Genomic DNA, 22,734 nt, shown 5'->3' with positions numbered 1-22,734 from the left:
GTTTCACTAAACGTCTCCTGAAACGCCGATTTCGATGTAAATACAGGCATCCAAGCCTATACCCGATCCTGACCATCCTTAAATCCTTCCTTTTCTGGTTCAAAGACAAACCCTTTTTTTCCTTTCAACATGATCCTGCTAATCCTTGCATCCTTCCTTTCCTGGTTCAGAAATAGCACTCTAATGTCTAACATCTACTAAATACTAACTACTATTCAAAACCAATTCAAACCCAATACAAACCCCTATCAAAGCCCTTCTGAAAGGGTTATGATAGGGGTTTGTATGGGTTGATGAAAAGTTATGCTAAGGTATTGCTCAGTAGCATTTCTTTCCTAGTTATATCCAGGATTTTGTTCTAGGTTAGAATTGACGGATACTTCGCGGTATGGAATTGGGAATACCAGTTCCGGAGCGTTGTATGTATATGTTCCGACGTTTCTTTTTGTGCGTTTCAAATCATGGATTCTGTAGCCTTCAAATGCTAGTTCTTTGTCTCGCTCTGCTAATATATCATTCACGGTTACGGTCGCTAGATCAGCAAGTCCTGCACGCTGGCGTAGGGCATTGATATCGTTTGCTGGGCTATCACCTACGGAGGTTCCTAGTCTTGCATTACATTCGGCACGCGTTAGGTAAAGCTCAGTTAAGCGTACGACAGGGATATTGTCGAAGTAGTTGTACCACTTTTTGGTAAACCAGCCTGTTTTTGCTCCGGTACCTTCGTAGATCATTTGCGTTCTGCGTTTATCCGTAGTTGCATAAGTATTTACAAAAGCATTGAGGATACTTAGGTCGCCACGACCTACTTTACCACCCGTATTATTTAGATAGCTCGAATAGAAAGTCGCAAGACCATCGTTTGATGAGCCTGCATTACTTTGTTCGTTCTGTTGAATCTCAAATACACCTTCTGAAGAATTCTTTACGCGGAATGGGTCTTCTAGGTTTGATGCTAAAGAGTATTCGCCGCTTTCGATGATGTCATTCGCTTGCTCCCTAGCGTTAGGATAGTCGCCTTTTTGCAGGTATAAGCGCGCAAGCATTCCTTTTGCGGCGTATAGATCTGGGCTATCACTTAGCAAGGATACTGCCTCTATCAGATCGGCTTGTGCCTGATCATAAACTTGAGCGACCGTGCTTCTGGCGATATCCGAAATGATGTCTTCAAAACCTTTAACGGCTTTAGTGACAATAGGAACACCTAGGCTTCCGTTTGCAGCTCCGGCCTCATAAGGTAGAGCGTATAATCTAACGAGTTCAAAGTGCATACTACCACGAATAAACAAGGCTTTGCCGTGCAATTCATTTTTCATGTCCGGATCAGTTACTACGTCCAAGGACTCAATGACCGTATTGGCAGCATTTATTGCTTGGTATGCGTGTGTCCAAGTTCTCGTAGCATCCTCATTTGTGGATATTAAATTTTGATTAGATATATCGCGATAGGTGCTGAACGAACCGGTCCAGTTGAGATAGCTCGGGCTCGCATAAAGATCCCCAATCATCACCAAATTTGTTCCATATAGTGCTGGCTCTGCCATAATGGTATAAGCACCCACAAGCACGTTGTTAACGTCTGCCGCTGTTGATAGGGCATTTTCAGAGGATATATCATCCTGAGGTTCCATATCTAGTTTCTTTCCACAAGAACTTGCCAGTAAAGAAAAAGCTAGTACAGAATATGATAGATTTTTTATGTTTTTCATGACTTTATCGTTTTTGTTTAGAAACCTACATTAATTCCAAAAGTGATCGTGCGCGGTTGCGGAGCAGTGTAAAAATCTGTTCCTAATTGAACAGCACCCGCAAATGTGGTGTTGATCTCCGGATCATAACCGTTGTAATCAGTCAATGTGAGTAAGTTCGTTGCTGAAACATAAACTCTAGCACGTTGCATTTTTAGTTTATTAGCCGTTTCGTTTGGTAAATTATACCCGAACACCAAATTTTTGATACGGAAGTAAGAACCATCCTGAATGTAACGTGATGACGCACGTGTACCATTAGCCGAATCGAATCGTGGTTGTGGTACCATCGTGATGTCTCCTGGATTTCTCCAATAGTCCATCTGATCAGTCGTTTGGTTATCGAAATAATCACCATTTGCAGATTGAAATCCACCGGCAGCATTATAGATATCATTGCCGCTCACGAATTGTGTCTGAATATCAAGATCGAAATTCTTGTAGGAGAATTTGTTGCCAAAACCACCGTAGAAGTTCGGGTTTGGATCTCCGATAGGCTGATCTGCAGCTTCTGAGTAGTCGCTTGTTGTTGTTTCTCTAGTTTCGTCTAAGTAATATAGGGCGTCGCCATTTTCAGGGTCAACACCGGCATATGCTTTTCCATAGAAGAAACCATAAGGCATGCCTTCTTCCAAGCGGCCCAAATAGCGACCTCCAGGATAGATCGGCTGTCCGTCGACTAATTTTAGGATTTTGTTTCTGTTCCAAGCAATGTTGAATGAGGTCGACCATTTAAATTCTCCGACGAAATTTTTAGAGTTTAAGCTCAGTTCAAGCCCCTTGTTCTCCAGGCTTCCAATATTTCTGAAAACAGTCGTAAATCCACTGGTGGATACCACAGGCATGTCTAACAATAAGTCGGTGGTCTTTTTATGATAGGCCTCGATAGTTCCGGAAATGCGATCTGCTAAAATTCCGAAATCTAAACCGATATTGGTCTGCGCTGTCTGTTCCCAAGTCAGATGCGGATCCCCTAATCTGTAGGCAACAGTTCCCGGAATACCCGCGTAGTTAGCGCCACTGTATAGCGTTCTGGAAGCGAAATTGGAAATATTCTCATTCCCTGTTAAGCCGTAACTTGCTCTAAGTTTCAAGAAGTTTAAGGAGTTGCTTTCTTTCAGGAAGTTTTCCTCTGAGATAACCCATCCGATGGATGCTGCAGGGAAGGTTCCGTATTTTGATTCTTTTCCGAATCTGGAAGAACCGTCAGTACGGATAGATGCTTCAAATAAATAGCGGTCCATCAGTTTATAGTTAGCGCGCGCAAAATAGGATACAATCGATCTTGAGGTTGCCGACGAGCTAGCATCTGATTTTACAGCTGCTGAAGTAATCTTTCTGAATAAATCGGAAGGAAAGTTCTTACCTTCTGCCATCGTATATCTGAACTGTTGCTCTTGATAAGACATACCACCTAATAGACCTAGGTTATGGATTTCATTGAAGGTTTTCGAGTAAGTCAAGGTATTGTTGGTGTTGAAGTTCACCGAACGCGCTTGGTAGCTAAAGCCATAACCTCCTGAATCTCCACCGTCTTGTGTCCGCATACCTAAGTATAAATCTTCTTCTAAGTTTTGGAAGTCCATACCATATTCCGAGCGGAATACTAAGTCTGATGTTATTCTGGCATTGGCATAGGCGGTTCCGAATGTGCGGTAGGTGCTCGATAGATTGTTTCCGTTTTCTAGATCGATCAAGTTGTTGTAATAAACCGTGTAATTGTACAGTTCTCCATTTTCATCGCGTATGGGTTGGATAGGAGGTAGCGCATTTAATTGCAAAGGATTTGAGAACGCGTTATCGCTGTTTACACGATAGTTATCGATTTTGTTGATGTTCAAAGTACCGCCAATGTCTAAGAAATCGAAAGCAGAATGGTCGACACCAATACGTCCCGATGTTCTTTTAAAACGGTTACCGATGATAATACCTTTCGTGTCTGCATAACTTCCGGACGCTGTAAACCTTGTCTTAGCATCACCACCAGAAATGCTTAAGCTTCCTTGTTGCAGGTTGCCACGACGCATACCTTCGTCCACCCAGTTAGAGTTGTAGTTTTTATCCCAATCGTCTGTACCCGTCCAATCAGCCCAGAAAGAGCTAACGTCAGGATATTGTTCGTCGGGATCTGGACCTATATAGCCTGCATTATTTAATGCTGCGGAAAGGAGTTCGCGATATTGGTCAGCATTTAAGAAATCGCCCTTATTTGTTGGGTCGCTAAATCCTGCAAAGTAGCTTAGGTCGATTTTCGTTCTGCCGGCTTTACCTTTTTTTGTTGTAATCAATACAACCCCGTTGGATGCTCTGGAACCATAGATAGCGGATGCAGAACCATCTTTTAGTACCTCCATGGATTCGATATCATCCGGGCTGATTGCGGCAAGTGGGTTATCCGGTTCGTCATAAGTTCCCATCGCTTCGGTAACCATCGGAATTCCATCGATTACGTATAATGGCTGTGTTCCAGCGGAAATGGAAGAAATACCGCGAACGCGGATCTGTAGTGCCTGTCCTAATTTACCGGAGCTTGTATTCACAAATACGCCGGGAGCACGGCCCTGTAAACCTGCCTCTACCGTTTGTAGGGGAACATCCTCTAGATCCGACATCTTAACACTTGCTACAGAACCGGTCATGTCTTTTTTGACCTGCGTACCATAACCAACTACAACCACCTCTTCCAAATCTGCTGCAGAGGGGATAAGTTGTACATCCACTGTTCCAACAGTGGCGGCAACTTGCTGAGACGAATAGCCGATGTAGGTAAAGAAGAGGAATCGGGTCGATTCATTGAGTCCGATTTCATAGCGTCCATTCACGTCCGTCTGGGCTACGAAGTTGGTTCCCACCGCCTTTATTGTCGCACCAGCGATGGGTTGGTTTGTAACGGCATCAGTAACAGTACCCGTTACTTGTCTGCTTTGTCCAAATGCCACTATAGGTAGCCAACAAAGCATTATGAAAAACAGTAGATTTCTTTTCATAATTTAAGTTTTCTAGTTAATTAATTTGTTGTTGTTCGAAGGGGCTGGGCCCCAAAAAAGCTTATGCGTTTTGTTTGTTTATTGTGGCTTCGGAAAGTATGCTTTTAACTGATTCAATGGTTTGGATTAGTTAAATTTTAGGTTTTTCGTCGTAAAGATGTTATTGTTTCAGCATTTACTAGTAGTAAATTTATAAATAAATCTGATTTATTATTGTTTTTCGTTAAAAAACTTCGATAAGCATATTAGGGAAAGCTTATTTTATAATAAAAAGGCTTTGTGGGGGGGAATAGCTGAGATTCTTAAGAGGATGGAGATAAAAAACAAAAAGCCCTATATGGAATAGGGCTTAATAATATCGTATATTGGATTACGGTGTGGTGTTTGCCACGGGTAATATCTTTCCGTTATAATATTTATGGCCATTTTGCGCAAATTCTGCAATGTATCGGCCCATTTCAAAGGCTAAGGTTCCGGCTTCGACGCCTGGAAACGCTGCTTCGAACATCTCGGTTTGGGAGGACCCTAATGCCAGACAATTTACTTTGATGCCCTTGTCTTTAAATTCCTCCGCCAAACATTCTGTCAATACGGCTAATGCCGCCTTACTACTGGAGTAGGCCGATAGTCCCGGAAACTTGGCCGAGCCTTGAAACCCGCCCATACTACTGATATTGACGATATGGCTACCTTCCTTCATCAATGGTGCGATATGACGGATCATATTGATATGCCCAATTAGGTTCGACTGTAGCATCTGTGCGAAATCCTCATTGGTCGATTCTAAGAAGGGCTTGTTGATTAAGGCACCGGCATTATTGATCAATATATCTACCTGCTCAAATTTGGATTGGATGAAGGGTACTAAGGAGTCGGGATAGTTGTCATAAACAATATCGAATTGTGCTGGATAAAGAGTTCCTCCGTCGTGGTTTAAGGAACTGGCAATCTCATGCAGCTTACGAAGCTTGTCGGCTGAACGTGCCAATGCGATCACTTTATGATCTTTATTTGCTGTTAAATCTAATACTGCTTCGAATCCAATGCCACTACTGGCTCCTGTTACGATAATATTTGCCATTATTCTTCTTCTTTTTCAATTTCTTCTTCAACCTCTTTTGCCGATGGTAGCTTGTCTGCACCTAGGCGCTGCGGTCGGAAAATATAATAAATACCACTCGACGCTACTAAAAGGGATATGATATAAAATATCAAACTGATAGTAACTGCGATATGCTGATCTAATTGTAGGTATGTTGCTAAACTGAAGATCACCGTTTCTCGCAATCCAATTGCCCCACCAATTGAAGGCACTATGGCTACAAGCGAGGATACCATGAAAATAAGGAGGTAGGGAGAGAACTTTCCATCGAAGTTCATCGCATAAAGGATAAAGATGGCGGTAATCGTTTGGAATCCTTGAACTGCCAGCGCTTTAAAATGTGTAATGATAAAATTGTTCAAGAACTGCTTGAAAAATGTTCTCAATACAAACAGGTAACTGATGGTACCCAATGCTAAGACCGCGATAGTAATATAGTTAGGTATGGCTAACCGCGGCATAAAGATTACGAGCGTTCCGGCCACAATACACAATGCCCAGAGTCCGCTTAAGCGATCAAAAAATACAGCGCCAAGCACTTGTCTTCTGGATATTTGAAAGGTTTTCTTGAGGAAGAATATTTTGTATCCATCGCCGCCAATTCCGCCGGGCAGGAAAAAGTTGTATAAGAGTCCGAGTTGATAAAGTCGGAAGTTATAACGTTCGGAAAGTTTTAATCCTATTGCTTTGAAGAATGAGTTGAGACGCGAGGAGGCTACTAATATCGAGCAGCAGTAGGCGAGAAAAGCAAGCAATAAGTAGAGCGGGTTGCTATCCCTCAGAACATCCTTTAGCTCGGTCAACGATATCTTGGTGGAAACCCAGTAGACCGCACCGAAAGTGATGATTACTTTCAGTAGGTTTTTGACTATATTCCAAACTTTCGAGTCTTGCATGGGCAAAGATCAATTATAATAAGGGGTATATTTTTGAGAAAAGCATCATTAGGTAGACGAAAAGAAAACCGCCTGCTAAAGAGAACAACCAGTTGATGTCTGTTCTTTTATATTTTTCTCGGAGCATGATCACCATTAGAATAATAAAAATAATAAATAGTGAAATGGGTGCAAATATAGCCCATTTGTGTGGAAAATATAATGAAATGTTCTTCAATAAATTAGCATCTTTGCTGAAGGAGTAGGCTATTCCGATAATAAGTATGATCATAACAATTCGTAATATCGCCTTGGCAACGATTTTGCTTATGGTATGATTTTTGGAAGTAGTGTTCATCAAAATATCGTTCTTTTTTGAGGTTACTAATATACATTTAATATACTATTTTAAACTTTGTAATATGCATAAACGTATTTTATCCTTTTTGTCCTTATTAACGATGGTGTTATTTTTAGGAAGTTGCGGTGCGCAGAAAAAATCAACTGTTGGTGGTACAGAGACTTCGCAAGGTCCTACTGCGTCGCAGTGGCGCGCTGGTGTTAAAGGTAAATGGGTGTTGAATTCTGTTGAACGTGAAAACATTCCGAGCACTTATACAATCAAGAACATTTTTGATGAAGCTCCTGTAGATTGTTTCATCGGTTCGGTTTGGGATTTACCGGGTGGTGCGCAACGCGGAACGATTACTTTCAATGCCGATGGCACTTTATGTGCAAATGGCGCTGTTCGTAACATCGTTTGGTCTATTTTTAACCCTGGAAAAACAGGTGGTGAGCCGGCGTTTCAATTTAAGAAAGTATACGCTGGAGACAAGGCATCTAATGTGACTAGCGGATACCGCTTAGATCTTTCTTTCGCTGATGAGAACGGTATGACGATGCGTATGCCGATTCCATTGGATCAAGGACAAGGTTACTTGGTGTTCAATTTCTCACGCGCTAACTAAGAATAGCACAGAAAAAACTATAAGCCGCAGAAAATTTCTGCGGCTTTGTTGTTTAAACATCAATTGTTTGCATTAATTTTAAATATATTTGCGTAATTTTTACGCATTGGATGAATCCACAACATATGAAAGTCGCACTAATTACAGGGATTACGGGGCAAGATGGCGCATATCTAGCTGAATTTCTATTGAAAAAAGGCTATATGGTCCATGGGTTGAAAAGAAGAAGTTCCTTGTTCAACACCGATCGCATCGATCACTTATATCAGGATCCTCATGAGTTAGGGAGGAATTTCGTGCTTCATTACGGTGATTTAACGGATTCTACGAATTTAATTCGCGTGATACAAGAGACGCGCCCGCATGAGATTTACAATCTCGCAGCGCAATCGCACGTGAAAGTAAGTTTTGATACGCCAGAGTACACGGCGAATGCTGACGGTATTGGGATGTTGCGCATCTTGGAGGCTGTTCGTCTTTTAGGCTTAATCGAACATACGAAAGTCTATCAGGCATCGACTTCTGAGCTTTACGGTTTGGTGCAAGAGGTTCCGCAGAGCGAAAGCACTCCGTTTTATCCACGTAGCCCATATGCTGTTGCTAAAATGTATGCATACTGGATTACGGTGAATTACCGCGAAGCTTATAACATGTTTGCGTGCAACGGAATTTTATTTAACCATGAAAGTCCTGTCCGCGGAGAGACATTCGTTACGCGTAAGATTACAAGAGCAGCCGCGAAAATCGCATTGGGATTGCAAGATAAACTCTATTTAGGAAATTTATCGGCACAGCGCGATTGGGGGCATGCAAGAGACTATGTAGAAGCAATGTGGCTTATATTACAGCAGGAGAAGCCGGAAGACTTTGTTATTGCAACAGGTGTGACGACCACAGTGCGTGAATTTGTTCGCATGGCTTTCGCCGAGTTAGGAATTGAGATTGAGTTTAGCGGAAAAGGGGAGGCTGAAAAAGCGGTTATCATTGATCGCGACGAAGAGCGATTGCAGGAATTGGGTCTTAGCGCTGAGCACATCAAGTTAGGACAGACTGTAGTGAAAGTGGATCCGCAATATTATCGTCCGACGGAAGTTGATCTATTGATTGGTGATCCTTCTAAGGCGCAGAGCAAACTGGGCTGGAAACCAAGGTATTCGCTTGATATGTTGGTGAAAGAGATGGTTCTTTCGGATTTGAAAGTTATGCAGCGTGAAGAATACTTAAAGAAAGGCGGTTTCACAACTTTAAATTATTTCGAATAATTGGAGTTGGAACAGTTTTTGCGTTTGGTTTTACGAATATGTTAATAGAATATTAAACGTACGTTGTCTGATTGATTTAATCGAATCTTCGCTGGGATAACATGTACGTGCAAGCATCATGAAAACAGGAATACAAAATACAGGAATGAATGAGGATCAAGAACAGGTTGCGGTAAAACGCGATAGTTCGAAGATTTACTTTTTCATTATAGCGATAGCGGCACTTTTAGCGACGAATATATATTTCTATGTAAAGTTTAAGTCATCGGGTGAGAAGCTTTATACCGTGACTTTGCAGAAAGAAAGTTTGCAATCGGAGATTGATCGTATCGAGGCAGAGTTGGATAATATCAGATCCCAGTCGAACGGTTCGACTGAAGATTTTCAATCGGCAGAACAGGTTGTTCGTTTAAAAATTGAAGAATTGCGCAACGGTTTAGAAAGCGGCGAGATTACTGATGAACAAATTGAGAATGCTAAACAGCAAGTTTATCAGTTGAAGACGCAGGTTTCTAGAATGAAGGACGAGGTGACGGAATTACGTATTAAAAACGAACTGCTGGCTGAAGCGAATTCGGATTTGAAGAATGAGGTAACAGCTACGAGGCAACGCTCTGAAAACCTAAGCAAAGAAACTAAGGTCTTGAACGAGAAAATTAATAAAGCATCTTCCATCAAAGTTTCAAACATTCATATTGCCGGAGTTGAAGAAAAGAAGGGTGGCGTGATAGAGATTGAGACCAAATCAAAACGCATCGATAAGCTTCAAATCAGCTTTACGGTAGCTGATAATCCTTTGGCGAGTACGGGCAAGAAGGATATTTTTGTTCGCGTAATCAATCCGAAAGGCAATTTAGAGGCAAACTCAGAGGATATTTTTTATGTGCATGGTGAAAAGTTACAGTATAGTTTCAAGCAAAGCATAAACTTTACAAACAACGGTCAAGAGTATCAGATGGAATGGGGCAACAACGGCGGGCGTTTTCAAAAAGGCGCTTATACGATATTGCTTTATGCGGATAATTCCATCATGGGAAGAGCATCTATTGTATTGAAATAATAAAGGTATTATACTATTATAGAAAAGCGGGTTTTCCAACTGGGAAACCCGCTTTTTCGTTATTTAATAATTCCTTTTGATTATATTTTTCTGGAGGTATTGATTTCAATGTAGTGTTGAAGTTCCCTTTTTGATGGTGTTAGATGATTGATTTATGTCCCAAAAGGTGAATAGAGGGGATGAAGAGACTATTTATTCGACTCCTTTAGCATATGTAAGCCCGTTATCTTCAGGGCATGCATTTCAGAGCTCGCTGAAGTCTTTATTATATCGACCGGTATAAATGGTCCTTTAATGAATATCTTCACTTACACAGCTTTTTTGCTGGTAAACAATATGGGAATATAGATTTAATAATACCGCGCCGGTAAATGCCGGTGTTGTTTATCCTTCTAACATTTCCTCGTTATAAAGCGGAAGAATAATGGTAAAGGTGGTGCCGATTCCTTCGAATGTCGTAAAAGATATTTGTCCCTTCATGGACTCTACTGTTTTCTTTACAAAGGCTAATCCTAGACCAGTTCCAGAGCTTTTGGTTGTAAAGTTCGGTTGGAAGATCTTAGGTACTAACTCGCTCGGAATTCCCAGGCCATTATCCTTCAATAAGATGCGTACGTGTTTCTCATCCGCATAATCTACCAATACACTAATGAGGTGTTTTTTGCGTGTTATGGATGCCTCTAATGAGTTTTTCAGTAGGTTGTTGAAGGTTCTTAGCAACTGATCCTTATCGCCCAATACGTAGATGTTTTCCTGATCAGTATTGTTGATTACTTTGATATAAGTATTATGCGTATTGTGGTACACATTCGCCGATTTATTGATTTTCTCAATAATATTGATTTTTGTCAGGTTGGTATCCGGGAGTTTCGCAAAATTCGAGAATTCGGTTGCTATTTTCGATAAGCTGTTGATTTGCTCAATGAATGAATTAGAGAACTTGTAGAATCTTTCTTCAAAACGAGGGTCGCCTTCTCGGTAACTTCGTGAAAGTTGCTGTATGCCCAGCTTCATTGGTGTTAACGGGTTCTTGATTTCGTGGGCGATCTGTTTGGCCATCTCTCGCCATGCATATTCACGCTCCGCATTCATCAATTGCTTCGCATTTTCCTCCAACTTAACAATCATGTAATTGTACTCCTTGATCAAGGCGCCGATCTCATCGTCTCTCTCCCAATAGAGCGGCTCGTTAGGCTTATTGCTGAAGATAGTTTCTGATAGCTTTCTACCGATTAAACTCAATGGTTTAGTAATTGAGTTAGCTACTAGAACCGTAAAGAATCCAAACGCCAAGATGATGATGGTATAGATGTTCAATAAGGTGTTAAGAAGTAAGTTCTGGCTCGCATTTTCTTGTTCTGCCGTCGTAAAATACGGGATATTCAGAAAGAGGACCGTGTTGTAGTCATTATTTCTGATAGCGGCAAAGCTTGAATTATATTCGAACTTGACAAGCTTCTCTTTCAAGAATAAATCTGTCTTCTTGCGGATGTTCAGGTTATTGAAAGCTGTCGGATTGATATAGGTGGAGATAAGCTCCATATCGTAAATTCGCGGCTGTGAAGTGTATCGAAGCTTTCCGTTCTTATCGTATAAGTTGAAGTCTGTTACCGAAGTTTCGGACAGCTTTTGCAAGATATCTTCAAAACGGTTTTCATCGAGGTTCGGTGACTCCTGCATTAGACTTTCAATCTTATTGACAACATCGAGAATATATTTCTGGCGTTGCTCTACAGAATCCTTTTCTAGCTGGTAGGAGATACTGATAAAAGTAATCAAACCGGAGATGACAATAGCAAATATTACCACGCCGACAATCATGGTTTGAATACGGGTACTATATTGAACCCGGTTTACCAGAAGTTTGAAGTGGTATTTAACGCTGTTGAAGTTAAATGCTCGGCGTGTGACCGTGGTACTTACATAGCGAATAAAATTAAAGAATAGGAAGAAGGTGTAAAGACTCAGGAATAAGAATGAAAAGATAGCGATAGACTGCCAGAAGTTTAACTGAGGCGTACTTACCACTAAACTGGTATGGTTGTCTGGTCGATAGATGACGTGGAAATAGCCATTGTAGTTTTCATTATTGGTGTATTGGCCAATTTTGCTAGCAAAGTTATCGTCTCTATTCGGATAGGTAAATGAACCATTCTGCGTCACTAAGTATCCGTCGCGATACAGGGCGAAGGATGAGGCAAGCTGCTTGTGTTTGTTGATGAACTCGGAACGACTGTCGGCTAAAATAACAGGGTAATTCAGTGAAGCGTTGAAGGCTTTATTCTTGAAGTTCAGATAAACCTGCACCAGGTCTTCCTTGCCATTACGAACGATAGGTATTTCAAACTGTAGGAAATATTCGTGCGTCCCTAATTCACTTCTTACTCGATAGAAGTTCTGCGTCTGTGGTACTTTCGTTGAGTTGTTGATTACCTTTTCACGGTATTCCTCTATCTTATCTGAGTTATAATGCTCGAGTGGTCTTTGATCGTAGTAGTAATAACTATTGAATTCAAATTTAGACAGATAGCCACTGAAGTAATGTGTTTTGAGGTATTGGTTGATGATATCAGTCTGCGTATTCGGGAGACTGATGGTGAACAACTGTTTTAGTTGCTCATCTTTTAAAATATCTTTTTCAAGATCTACGAATAGGGCAAGGGCATTAAAGTCGTCTTCGGCTTCCAATTGTCCTAGTGTCACTTTCATTTCCTGTTCCACCTTATCATGCACACTGCGCATATATACGGACGTCGCCATGAAGGCTAGGAAAACCAAGGTTAGGATAAAGGTCGGTAGGTTGAGGCTCATGCGCATATTGCTATATGCTCTCAACATGATAACGCCCGCTAGGAATATATTGAAGAAAGTATTTTCACCGATAATAATGGCATTCAGGATAATGGCCGTTACTAAAGCAATCAGCTGCAGATTTAAGAAAGAGGTCGTATTGGGTAGGATGTTTTTGAGAAACCCAACGATCGTATCAATGAAATATAGCAGGATGACCATATTGACACAAAAGATCAATGTGTTGATCCAACTGTAGGTGTCAAACGATAAGAGCTGTGTGAAGTCGAGGCTTACTTGTGAGCTATTTGTTATTAATGTCGATAAGTGGTAGAAGAGTAGGTTCGAAACGAAATAGATGCTCAATATTGACGCTAATGCGATCAATCCCGATAGGGTTGGTTTCTTCCAAGTCTCGGGGAATTTTAAGAAGCCCATAACTGATCGAACATAGAACACAAACCAGATGACGAAAAAGGTCGTCATCAGGAAGGCCCAAAGATTCGGAAGGATCGGACTAAATGCATAATACTTCGGATTAAATAACCCTAAGCTGGATTGAGAGGCAAGCCAGTTGGTTTTTAAATCAACGTAGCGAGTCAACATTAAAATTAAGGCAAAGAATGCTATCGACAGCCATGGTCGACCATTCTTAGCAGTCATATAACTAACGTTGTGAACAAAAATCAGAAAACATAAGGATGCGAATATCCAACAGATGAACTGTATGTTGATGAATATGTTATCATGTTTACCTTCGCTCAGCTTAACAGAAAACAAATAAGATCCGTTGTTGCTGTATATATTCTTGATGTTTTCGGTATCCGTATAATCCGCAATGGCAAGGTTGTCAGACTTCAATAAAGTCACATTGAAGATATTTTCTAAATACTGGTTTGTAAATGGAAAATCAGCTTTTATGGGGATAATCGCCAATAGGGAGCTGTTATCTGAAAGTACTTTCTTCTTAACGACAAGATGCCGGTTATCTTCTTTTATATAATTAACGTCCGATTGAAAGCCGAGGTCATTGACTGGAACAAATAGGTTTGTACTCCAGAAGATGGGCTGATGGTTCTTATAAACGAAAAAAAAGATCCGCTCTTTTGCTCCAATCTTTTTAGTGATATCTAATGCTTGTGTAGGGTAGATCTCCACATTTTGAAAAGCTTTCATCATGCTGGAGTCTGCAAAAAACTGGTCTACCAGTTCTTCCGAACGGTGTAGGTTGTTGGAGAGCGTGCGGGTATCTAATTCCAACATATCTTCCTTGGTGACGATATTGTTAATCGTGATAGCCGTCGTTAAGAATAAAACTGTTAGAATCAGTAGAAGAATTCGTATTCTATTACCCATTAAGATTTAAGATTATTAAGGGTAAATATAAACAAAACTTTCAGCATTCCACTTAATGGATAAAGCGAATGAAAGTACTTTTAAGCAGTATTTTAGAAGAATTTAGTGTGTATAACTACAATACTGATGTGAAGATTGCGATTGCAGCCGGCATTCAGATGAATAGCTGGGACAATAACAGGGTAGAAGACATAAAAAAAGTCCTCGTAAAATGCTTACGAGGACCTTATAGCTTAGTGAGAATTCCTTATGCGTGGATATCTTCTTGACGGAAGAACTTCGCAGTAAAGTACTCACGGTTCATTCTAGCGATATTTGTCAATTTAATTCCTTTTGGACATTCCGCTTCACAAGCTCCTGTATTTGTACAGTTACCAAAGCCTTCAGCATCCATTTGATCAACCATTGCTTGCGCACGTTCGTAACGCTCTGTTTGACCCTGAGGAAGTAACGCAAATTGAGAGATCTTAGCTGATACGAATAACATAGCTGAAGCATTTTTACACGCTGCAACACATGCTCCACATCCGATACAGGTAGCTGATTCGAAAGCCTCGTCAGCAACGCGTTTTGGAATTGGAATAGTATTCGCATCAGGCACACCACCAGTATTGATATTTACATATCCACCAGCTTGTTGGATGCGGTCAAAAGCAGTTCTATCTACAGCTAAATCCTTCAATACAGGAAAAGCTGCTGCACGCCATGGTTCAATAACGATAGTTTGTCCATCGTGGAATGAACGCATGTGTAATTGACAGGTCGTAATACCGTATTTAGGACCATGCGGGCGACCATTAATTACTAATGAACACATACCGCAGATACCTTCACGACAATCGTGGTCAAAGTAAATAGGATCTTCACCTTTACGAGTCAAATCTTCGTTCACTACATCAAGCATCTCAAGGAAAGACATATCATCAGCGATATCTTTAGCTTGGTAAGTAACGAATTGTCCTTTGTCGTTTATATTTTTTTGACGCCAAACTTTTAGCGTTAAATTCATATGTCCACTCATAATAGTAATATTGAGTATCAAAAGGCTATTGCTAGCCTTTTGCTTATTTATAACTTCTTTGTGTTAACTTAACGTTTTCGAATACTAGCTCTTCTTTGTGTAGTGCTTCCGGTTGGTTATCACCTTTGTACTCCCATGCAGCAACATAAGCGTAGTGATCATCATCACGTTTTGCTTCGCCTTCTTCTGTTTGAGATTCAAGACGGAAGTGTCCTCCACATGATTCGTTACGGTTCAACGCATCGTCTACCATTAACTCTCCTAATTCTAGGAAGTCAGCAACACGACCAGCTTTCTCTAACGACATGTTAAGTTCTTCGTTCTCACCTAATACACAAGCATTCTCCCAGAATTCTTTACGTAATTCTTGGATAAGACCTTTTGCTTTAGTCAATCCTTCAGCTGTACGCGCCATACCACAGTATTCCCACATGATATGACCAAGTTTTTTGTGAATATCATCAACAGTCTTAGTACCTCTTAGCGCTAATAATTTGTTGATTTTATCTTCTACTTCTTTACGAGTTTGCTCAAAAGCAGGGTGATTTTTATCTACTGGTTTGAAGTTTCCGATTTTAGCTAGGTAATCACCAACAGTAAATGGAATTACGAAGTAACCATCAGAAAGACCTTGCATTAGGGCAGAAGCACCTAGGCGGTTAGCACCGTGGTCAGAGAAGTTCGCTTCTCCTAAACAGTATAAACCAGGTACAGTAGTCATTAAGTTGTAATCAACCCAAACACCACCCATGGTATAGTGAACAGCAGGGTAGATACGCATTGGTTGCTCGTATGGGTTCTCATCAGTAATCTGATAGTACATATCGAACAAGTTACCATATTTCGCTTCTACTGTATCTTTTCCTAAGCGTTGGATAGCATCAGCGAAATCTAAGAATACCGCTACTCCAGATTTACCAACACCACGTCCTTCGTCAACCATTTCCTTAGCGTTACGAGAGGCAACGTCACGAGGAACTAAGTTACCGAATGAAGGATATTTTCTTTCTAAGAAGTAATCGCGATCATCTTCTTTGATGTCTTTAGGCTTCATTTCGCCTTTACGCAATTTCTCAGCTAATTCAATAGTTTTAGGAACCCATACACGACCGTCGTTACGTAATGATTCAGACATCAACGTAAGCTTCGATTGGTGATCACCAGTAACTGGGATACAAGTAGGGTGGATTTGTGTGTAACATGGGTTAGCGAAGAATGCACCACGTTTGTGTGCTCTCCATGCTGCCGTTACGTTACATCCCATTGCGTTAGTTGATAGGAAAAACACGTTTCCATATCCACCAGTACATAATAATACCGCGTGGCCTTCATGTGATTCAATCTTTCCTGTAACTAAATCACGAGTAATAATACCGCGAGCTTCGCCATCGATCTTAACAAGATCTAACATTTCATGGCGCGTATAAGATTGTACTTTTCCTTTTTGAATCTGACGGTTAAGTGCTGAATATGCACCTAATAATAATTGTTGTCCAGTTTGTCCACGAGCGTAGAACGTACGAGATACTTGGGCTCCACCGAATGAACGGTTATCCAATAAACCTCCGTATTCACGTGCGAAAGGAACACCTTGAGCAACACATTGATCGATGATGTTTACCGAAACCTCCGCTAAACGATATACGTTTGCTTCGCGAGCGCGGTAGTCACCACCTTTGATAGTGTCATAAAATAAACGGAAAACAGAGTCACCGTCATTTTGGTAATTTTTAGCAGCATTGATACCACCTTGTGCAGCGATAGAGTGCGCACGACGTGGTGAATCTTGGTAGCAGAAAGTCTTTACGTTGTAACCTAATTCTGCAAGAGATGCTGCCGCAGATGCACCAGCTAAACCTGTACCAACAACGATAATCGTGAATTTACGTTTGTTGGCCGGGTTAACCAGCTTCATATCAAATTTATGTTTTGACCATTTTAGGGCCAATGGGCCTGCAGGTACTTTTGAATCTAACATATCCTTCTTTTATTTAGTAGATTTCGCTATTGCTTCAATCTGTAAATAACCTATTTAACAAAATAAAAATACAACGGCATTGCAGCGAAGGCAATTGGAATGATGATACCGAATATCCAAATTCCAATCCATTTAATGATGCCGACATAGCGCTTGTGGTTAAAACCAATTGTCTGGAATGCAGACTGGAAACCATGAATTAAGTGAAATGACAAGGCAGCCATTCCTAAAAGATATAATCCAACTAAGAAAGGATTTTGGAATGCTACAGCAACTTGCTTGTATAAATCTTTTGATTGAACAGTTTCTACACCTTCGTTAACAAAGATTTTATACCCGTCATACTCTGCAGGAATCTCATCTAAAGAGATGATGTCTTGATTTCCTGTTGCTAGTTCAGTATGGTATTCTACATAAGGAGTAGAACCAAACTTGTACTGGTACCAGAAGTTTTGCATGTGTGTTACGATGAAAACTAATAATACAGTACCTAAGATTCCCATGTTACGTGAGTTCCAAGCACTGCTCGCTTTACCATCATACTGGTTGTAGCCAATTGGTCTTGCCGCTTTGTTTTTAGTAGTCAATACTAAAGCGTAAACCGCGTGGATAATGATAGAAGCGTAAAGTAAGTAAGAAACTACCTTGATAGGTGTAAAGTGGGTCATGAAATAAGCGTAATTGTTGAACGCATACCCCGCATCATCTTTAAAGAGCTGTAAATTACCAATCAAATGAACAATCAAGAACGTACATAAGAACAATCCTGTCAAGCTCATGATTAGTTTCTTCCCTAGTGAAGATGTTAATACTGGCTTTGATTTACTCATTATTACTATGAATTTAATTTAGTTCCGCAAATCTATCTAATTGATGACACTTTTGTGAGAAATATGTACAAAAAAGCACTAATTTAGAATCTTTCTAATCTGCAGGGAAAAAAGAAAGGCTCGATTGAATAACAAACGAGCCTAAACTTTTAATTATCTTTTAGTTACAGGAATGCATATCCTACGCCAATCGACCACATACTGATCTTTTGTTTTTGGTTGCTGCTTTCGCTGAGGTTGTTTAAACCGTGCTCATAGCGAAGGTCCACAGTGAAGTTGCGGATATCGGCACCAACACCTCCAATGATTCCTGTTGATGTCTTTTTATAATCTGCAAAATTTGTCGCAGTCTTGATATCGAATTTTCCATCTTGTGCAAATGAAAATACCGGACCTGCTTGGATACGTACGCCTAATGGACCTAATCCGATTCTAGTACCTAATAGAATAGGAAGATCCATACTTTTAATCGTCACTTCGCCAGCCTCAGCATCTTCTGTAGGATCGAATCCTGCTTTCTTTTGGCTATAATAAAGCTCTGGCTGCACATGGAAGCCTGCAATCCCAACACGGCCCCAAACACCTAGTTGATAGCCAGTTTTGGTGTCAGAGTTCAACCATTTGCCATCAGATTTTAAACTAGAGAAGTTTAATGCACCCTTGACCCCTAATTTGAAACTAGGTAGCAATTGAGCTTGTGAAGCCTGCACCATTAGAAATAGCGCAGCAAATGCTAGTATAATTTTTTTCATGTTAAAAATTTATATATTTACTGTTTCTATCACTAAAATAGACTTTTTTATCTATAAACGGCATATATCCATGATTAATTTCAAGATTCAAGCGCAAGATTGGCCTATTCTAAAGCTAAAATTACAACGTAAATACAACCGACTTACCGATGAAGATCTGACGTTCCAAGACGGTCAGGAAGATGAATTGTTAAGGCGTTTGGCAAAGCGACTTCACAGGAATGTTGATTATGTGCTTTTCACCTTGTCAAAGGAAATGTCTGACCTGGACTCTAATAGATTGTAACATGCAGGAAGAGCTGATCAGCTGGGCTGATTTCGAGCGCGTAGATTTAAGAGTGGGAACTATTCTAACTGCCGAGGATTTTCCGAAGGCGAAGCGAGCAGCCTATCAATTGACTGTGGATTTTGGAGAAGAAATAGGTATCCTCAAATCAAGCGCACAAATAACAGTACATTATACAAAGGAAGAATTGCTCGGTCGGCAGGTAGTGGCCGTGGTCAATTTTCCAAAAAAGCAGATAGCAAACTTTATGTCCGAATGTCTAGTGACCGGATTTGAAGATCATAACGGAGATATCATCCTAACGACCGTTGAGCGTCAAGTTCCAAACGGTTCCAAATTAAAATAATGAAAGTTTACAACTTTGAGAGTGATCTGAATTTAACACCTGAAAATTCAGACGAACAGTATATGCGCGAAGCACTGAAGCTCGCGGAACAAGCATTCCGGGAGAATGAGGTGCCTATTGGGGCTATCATCGTTGCAAATGGCAAGATTATCGGGAAAGGCTATAACCTGACGGAACGCCTTAACGACGTTACGGCCCATGCAGAGATGCAAGCCTTTACGGCGGCTGCCAATTTCCTTGGCGGCAAATATCTAAAAGACTGTACCCTATATGTCACGATTGAACCATGCGTCATGTGCGCTGGAGCATCCTATTGGACCCAAATCAGTAGAATCGTATATGGTGCGAAGGATGAAAAACGGGGATATTCAGCAATACATGATAAAATTATACACCCCAAGACGGAAATCAAGTCTGGCGTGCTCGAAGAAGACTGTGCAAACTTAGTAAAGTCTTTTTTTCGTAATAAACGCTAATATCGAAGACAAAATTAGGCGCTAAACAAACTTATGTTAGGTCAAATTGTTTTATATTCGTATAATACTTAAGAACAACATAACATTCATTAAATATACATTATTATGGCATTTCAATTAGAAGCGTTACCATACGCAGCAGACGCATTAGAACCACATATTGACAAAGAAACAATGGAGATTCACCATGATCGCCATCACCAAGCTTACGTAGACAATTTGAACAAAGCTATTGCCGGTACTGATGCTGAGAATGCTTCTCTAGAAGACATTATCAAAAACATTAGTAAATACCCTGCAGCAGTTCGCAACAATGGTGGTGGTCACTACAATCACCAATTATTCTGGACTGTATTAGGTGCTAATAAAGGTGGTGAGCCTACAGGTGAGTTGGCGACTGCGATCAACGACACTTTCGGTTCATTCGATGAATTGAAAAAGAAATTACAAGAAGCCGGTGCGACTCGTTTCGGATCAGGTTGGTCTTGGTTAATCGTTGGTGCTGATGGCAAATTAGCTGTTACATCAACTCCAAATCAAGATAATCCACTTATGGATGTTGCTGAAGTAAAAGGTACGCCAATCCTTGGCATTGACGTTTGGGAGCATGCGTACTACTTAAAGTACCAAAACAAACGCCCAGCCTACTTAGATGCAATCTTCAATGTGATTGATTGGGATGCGGTTGCAGAGCGTTATAACGCAGCAAAGTAATCGCTAAGAGATAAATCTTATAAAAACGGATAACGAGAAATTGTTATCCGTTTTTTTATATTGAGGTGTCAAGGTCACGCAATAATCAAATAGTGACTACTCTCATTTTATTAGGAAATTAGGCGTTTATGCTGGTCGTTTGGACAATATAGGTTTATTATCGAATTAGATAAGTTTTAACAATAGTTTTATTATTTCGTAATTTCGTACTGCAAATTGTTCAAACTGTTAGAGTTAAGCAATACGCTCGATAAGCCACCCTAACTTCAAAAGCCGCTTATCGGAGAACTATTCAAGTAATGAAGCACTAGACTACCTATCATGTGTATCAATGTCAAAACATGTAAATAAGCGGTCTGGTCAATTAAAATAGATACAAATATGTTAAAAGGATTTTTTAATGTTCCTGTACCGACGAATGAGCCAGTATACACCTATGCTCCAGGAACTAAAGAAAGAAGCTTATTAAAAGAAGCTATTGCTGCTGCTAGAGCAACTGAAATTGACGTCCCAATGTATATCGGTGGCGAGGAAGTACATACTACGAAAAAAGGTAAATTAACTCCTCCGCATGATCACCAACATATCCTAGGCCATTATAGCCAAGGAACAAAAGAGCATGTTAAGCAAGCAATCGATGCTGCATTAGCTGCGAAGAACGATTGGGAGAATTTGCCATGGGAGCAACGCGCTGCTATCTTCTTGAAAGCTGCCGAATTAATTTCTAGCAAATACCGCTACAAATTAAATGCTGCAACAATGTTAGGTCAATCTAAAAATGCTTATCAAGCAGAGATTGATTCAGCATGTGAGATCGCTGACTTCTTGCGTTTCAACGTGAAATACATGTCAGAAATCTACCAACAACAACCTCCAATCAGCCCTAAAAATGTTTGGAACCGTGTGGAGCAACGCCCATTAGAGGGATTTGTTTTCGCATTGACGCCATTCAACTTTACCGCTATCGCTGGTAACTTGCCTACAAGTGCGGCTATGATGGGTAACGTGGTTGTATGGAAACCATCGAACACACAAATTTATTCAGCAAACGTATTGATGCAAATCTTTAAAGAAGCTGGTGTACCTGATGGTGTTATCAACTTAGTATATGTATCAGGACCTGAAGCTGGTGATGTTATCTTCAAACATCCAGATTTTGCAGGTATCCACTTCACGGGTTCTACCGGTGTCTTCCAAGATATTTGGAAAACAATTGGTGAGAATATCCACGTATATAAAACTTATCCACGTATCGTAGGAGAGACAGGTGGTAAAGACTTTATCCTTGCACACCCTTCGGCAGATCTTGATGTGCTGAACACCGCATTAGTAAGAGGTGCTTTCGAGTTCCAAGGACAAAAATGTTCTGCAGCTTCTCGCGCCTATGTTCCTAAGTCACTATGGGAAGATTTGAAAAAATCAATGGAGCGAGATATCAAATCGTTCAGAATCGGTGGTACTGAGGACTTCAGCAACTTTATCAATGCTGTAATCGACGAGAAATCATTCGATAAGATTACGAAGTACATCGATAGAGCGAAAGAATCTAAAGATGCAGAAGTAGTAATCGGTGGTGAATACGATAAATCAAAAGGTTATTTTATCCACCCTACAGTTATTTTAGCGAAAAAAGGAGATTACGAAACTTTATCTGAAGAGTTATTCGGCCCGGTTTTAACGATCTACGTATATGACGATAACAAATGGGAAGAAACTTTGAAACTAGTAGATGAAACATCTATCTATGCTTTAACAGGTTCTATCATTGCTCAGGATCGTTACGCTATTGAAGAGGCAACTCATTACCTACGTAATGCTGCAGGTAACTTCTACATCAACGATAAATGTACAGGTGCAGTAGTAGGCCAACAGCCATTTGGTGGTGCTAGAGGTTCTGGTACAAACGATAAGGCAGGGTCGATGATCAACCTATTACGTTGGGTATCGCCAAGAACAATCAAAGAAACATTCAATCCGGATACAGACTACATATATCCATTCTTATCCGAAGAATAACAATACTCCTAATTGCATAATATAGAGAAAGGGGACCGATGGTCTCCTTTTTCTTTTTAGGTGCCTCAAGGAATCAAAAAACTTTCATGCATCCATTATTGAGACACCAACAGGAACGAAAGTTCTTGATGGCCTCTGAAAACAGAGACCTTCAGAAAAAAAACAGC

At 40.5% G+C, this 22,734-nt stretch carries 17 protein-coding genes; 8 read left to right on the top strand and 9 right to left on the bottom strand.

The window, feature by feature from the left end; translation table 11 throughout:
- Nucleotides 1–335: 335 nt before the first annotated feature.
- From B2400_RS01730 to B2400_RS01715, 4 genes are all read right to left on the bottom strand, one after another.
- On the bottom strand, nt 336–1,709 hold the full coding sequence (locus B2400_RS01730) for a RagB/SusD family nutrient uptake outer membrane protein (protein WP_293930399.1): 1,374 nt from the start codon (nt 1,707–1,709) through the stop codon (nt 336–338).
- A gap of 17 nt (nt 1,710–1,726) precedes the next feature.
- Complete coding sequence (locus tag B2400_RS01725) at nt 1,727–4,735, bottom strand: SusC/RagA family TonB-linked outer membrane protein (protein ID WP_149524864.1); 3,009 nt, start codon at nt 4,733–4,735, stop codon at nt 1,727–1,729.
- Nucleotides 4,736–5,105: 370 nt separating this feature from the next.
- The gene (locus B2400_RS01720) at nt 5,106–5,816 is read right to left on the bottom strand and encodes an SDR family NAD(P)-dependent oxidoreductase (protein ID WP_293930397.1); all 711 of its coding nucleotides are present in this window, start codon (nt 5,814–5,816) and stop codon (nt 5,106–5,108) included.
- Complete coding sequence (locus tag B2400_RS01715; protein ID WP_149524866.1) at nt 5,816–6,733, bottom strand: lysylphosphatidylglycerol synthase transmembrane domain-containing protein; 918 nt, start codon at nt 6,731–6,733, stop codon at nt 5,816–5,818. The genes B2400_RS01720 and B2400_RS01715 overlap by 1 nt, the downstream gene beginning before the upstream one ends.
- 401 nt (nt 6,734–7,134) lie before the next feature.
- Here B2400_RS01715 and B2400_RS01710 point away from each other — a divergent pair, with 401 nt between their 5' ends.
- The 3 genes from B2400_RS01710 to B2400_RS01700 all read left to right on the top strand — a co-directional run bounded on the left by B2400_RS01710 (nt 7,135) and on the right by B2400_RS01700 (nt 10,002).
- Entirely contained in the window at nt 7,135–7,680 is a 546-nt protein-coding gene (locus B2400_RS01710; protein WP_293930395.1) for a hypothetical protein, read from the top strand.
- Between the two features lie 125 nt (nt 7,681–7,805).
- The gene (gmd, locus tag B2400_RS01705; RefSeq protein ID WP_293930394.1) at nt 7,806–8,942 is read left to right on the top strand and encodes a GDP-mannose 4,6-dehydratase; all 1,137 of its coding nucleotides are present in this window, start codon (nt 7,806–7,808) and stop codon (nt 8,940–8,942) included.
- 118 nt (nt 8,943–9,060) lie between these two features.
- Nucleotides 9,061–10,002, top strand: a complete 942-nt coding sequence (locus B2400_RS01700; RefSeq protein ID WP_293930392.1) for a hypothetical protein — start codon at nt 9,061–9,063, stop codon at nt 10,000–10,002.
- Nucleotides 10,003–10,386: 384 nt separating this feature from the next.
- Here the strand turns inward: B2400_RS01700 and B2400_RS01695 are convergent, their stop codons facing one another.
- The 5 genes from B2400_RS01695 to B2400_RS01675 all read right to left on the bottom strand — a co-directional run bounded on the left by B2400_RS01695 (nt 10,387) and on the right by B2400_RS01675 (nt 18,729).
- Nucleotides 10,387–14,148 (bottom strand): ATP-binding protein, encoded by a 3,762-nt coding sequence (locus B2400_RS01695; RefSeq protein ID WP_293930390.1) that lies wholly within the window; start codon nt 14,146–14,148, stop codon nt 10,387–10,389.
- Nucleotides 14,149–14,395: 247 nt separating this feature from the next.
- Nucleotides 14,396–15,157 (bottom strand): succinate dehydrogenase/fumarate reductase iron-sulfur subunit, encoded by a 762-nt coding sequence (locus B2400_RS01690; protein ID WP_149524871.1) that lies wholly within the window; start codon nt 15,155–15,157, stop codon nt 14,396–14,398.
- Nucleotides 15,158–15,212: 55 nt separating this feature from the next.
- On the bottom strand, nt 15,213–17,147 hold the full coding sequence (locus B2400_RS01685) for a fumarate reductase/succinate dehydrogenase flavoprotein subunit (protein WP_149524872.1): 1,935 nt from the start codon (nt 17,145–17,147) through the stop codon (nt 15,213–15,215).
- A 50-nt stretch (nt 17,148–17,197) separates the two neighbouring features.
- Complete coding sequence (locus tag B2400_RS01680; RefSeq protein ID WP_293930387.1) at nt 17,198–17,977, bottom strand: succinate dehydrogenase cytochrome b subunit; 780 nt, start codon at nt 17,975–17,977, stop codon at nt 17,198–17,200.
- Nucleotides 17,978–18,141: 164 nt separating this feature from the next.
- Nucleotides 18,142–18,729, bottom strand: coding sequence for a porin family protein (locus B2400_RS01675; protein ID WP_149524874.1), 588 nt, complete (start codon nt 18,727–18,729; stop codon nt 18,142–18,144).
- 70 nt (nt 18,730–18,799) lie between these two features.
- Here B2400_RS01675 and B2400_RS01670 point away from each other — a divergent pair, with 70 nt between their 5' ends.
- From B2400_RS01670 to pruA, 5 genes are all read left to right on the top strand, one after another.
- The gene (locus B2400_RS01670; protein ID WP_149524875.1) at nt 18,800–19,015 is read left to right on the top strand and encodes a hypothetical protein; all 216 of its coding nucleotides are present in this window, start codon (nt 18,800–18,802) and stop codon (nt 19,013–19,015) included.
- Nucleotide 19,016: 1 nt separating this feature from the next.
- Complete coding sequence (locus tag B2400_RS01665) at nt 19,017–19,361, top strand: tRNA-binding protein (protein ID WP_293930385.1); 345 nt, start codon at nt 19,017–19,019, stop codon at nt 19,359–19,361.
- A complete protein-coding gene (locus tag B2400_RS01660; RefSeq protein ID WP_286651653.1) occupies nt 19,361–19,837 on the top strand; it encodes a nucleoside deaminase in 477 nt (158 codons plus the stop codon). The genes B2400_RS01665 and B2400_RS01660 overlap by 1 nt, the downstream gene beginning before the upstream one ends.
- Before the next feature lie 105 nt (nt 19,838–19,942).
- The gene (locus B2400_RS01655) at nt 19,943–20,551 is read left to right on the top strand and encodes a superoxide dismutase (protein WP_149524878.1); all 609 of its coding nucleotides are present in this window, start codon (nt 19,943–19,945) and stop codon (nt 20,549–20,551) included.
- Nucleotides 20,552–20,932: 381 nt separating this feature from the next.
- Nucleotides 20,933–22,567 carry an L-glutamate gamma-semialdehyde dehydrogenase gene (pruA, locus tag B2400_RS01650; protein ID WP_293930382.1) on the top strand — a complete coding sequence of 545 codons (1,635 nt, stop codon included), beginning with the start codon at nt 20,933–20,935 and terminating at the stop codon, nt 22,565–22,567.
- Nucleotides 22,568–22,734: the final 167 nt, after the last annotated feature.

It is taken from the genome of Sphingobacterium sp. UBA6645 (assembly GCF_002455685.1).
Taxonomy (GTDB): Bacteria; Bacteroidota; Bacteroidia; order Sphingobacteriales; family Sphingobacteriaceae; genus Sphingobacterium; species Sphingobacterium hotanense.
This window is presented reverse-complemented; position numbering and strand designations above follow the sequence as displayed.

Excerpts from the sequence above, each read along its gene's own strand:
- B2400_RS01690 (WP_149524871.1), bottom strand. The coding sequence starts at position 15,157 with ATGAATTTAACGCTAAAAGTTTGGCGTCAAAAAAATATAAACGACAAA.
- B2400_RS01685 (WP_149524872.1), bottom strand. The coding sequence starts at position 17,147 with ATGTTAGATTCAAAAGTACCTGCAGGCCCATTGGCCCTAAAATGGTCA.
- B2400_RS01695 (WP_293930390.1), bottom strand. The coding sequence starts at position 14,148 with ATGGGTAATAGAATACGAATTCTTCTACTGATTCTAACAGTTTTATTC.
- gmd (WP_293930394.1), top strand. The coding sequence starts at position 7,806 with ATGAAAGTCGCACTAATTACAGGGATTACGGGGCAAGATGGCGCATAT.
- B2400_RS01720 (WP_293930397.1), bottom strand. The coding sequence starts at position 5,816 with ATGGCAAATATTATCGTAACAGGAGCCAGTAGTGGCATTGGATTCGAA.
- B2400_RS01700 (WP_293930392.1), top strand. The coding sequence starts at position 9,061 with ATGAAAACAGGAATACAAAATACAGGAATGAATGAGGATCAAGAACAG.
- B2400_RS01655 (WP_149524878.1), top strand. The coding sequence starts at position 19,943 with ATGGCATTTCAATTAGAAGCGTTACCATACGCAGCAGACGCATTAGAA.
- B2400_RS01725 (WP_149524864.1), bottom strand. The coding sequence starts at position 4,735 with ATGAAAAGAAATCTACTGTTTTTCATAATGCTTTGTTGGCTACCTATA.
- B2400_RS01670 (WP_149524875.1), top strand. The coding sequence starts at position 18,800 with ATGATTAATTTCAAGATTCAAGCGCAAGATTGGCCTATTCTAAAGCTA.
- B2400_RS01730 (WP_293930399.1), bottom strand. The coding sequence starts at position 1,709 with ATGAAAAACATAAAAAATCTATCATATTCTGTACTAGCTTTTTCTTTA.
- B2400_RS01660 (WP_286651653.1), top strand. The coding sequence starts at position 19,361 with ATGAAAGTTTACAACTTTGAGAGTGATCTGAATTTAACACCTGAAAAT.
- B2400_RS01665 (WP_293930385.1), top strand. The coding sequence starts at position 19,017 with ATGCAGGAAGAGCTGATCAGCTGGGCTGATTTCGAGCGCGTAGATTTA.
- B2400_RS01680 (WP_293930387.1), bottom strand. The coding sequence starts at position 17,977 with ATGAGTAAATCAAAGCCAGTATTAACATCTTCACTAGGGAAGAAACTA.
- B2400_RS01675 (WP_149524874.1), bottom strand. The coding sequence starts at position 18,729 with ATGAAAAAAATTATACTAGCATTTGCTGCGCTATTTCTAATGGTGCAG.
- pruA (WP_293930382.1), top strand. The coding sequence starts at position 20,933 with ATGTTAAAAGGATTTTTTAATGTTCCTGTACCGACGAATGAGCCAGTA.
- B2400_RS01715 (WP_149524866.1), bottom strand. The coding sequence starts at position 6,733 with ATGCAAGACTCGAAAGTTTGGAATATAGTCAAAAACCTACTGAAAGTA.
- B2400_RS01710 (WP_293930395.1), top strand. The coding sequence starts at position 7,135 with ATGCATAAACGTATTTTATCCTTTTTGTCCTTATTAACGATGGTGTTA.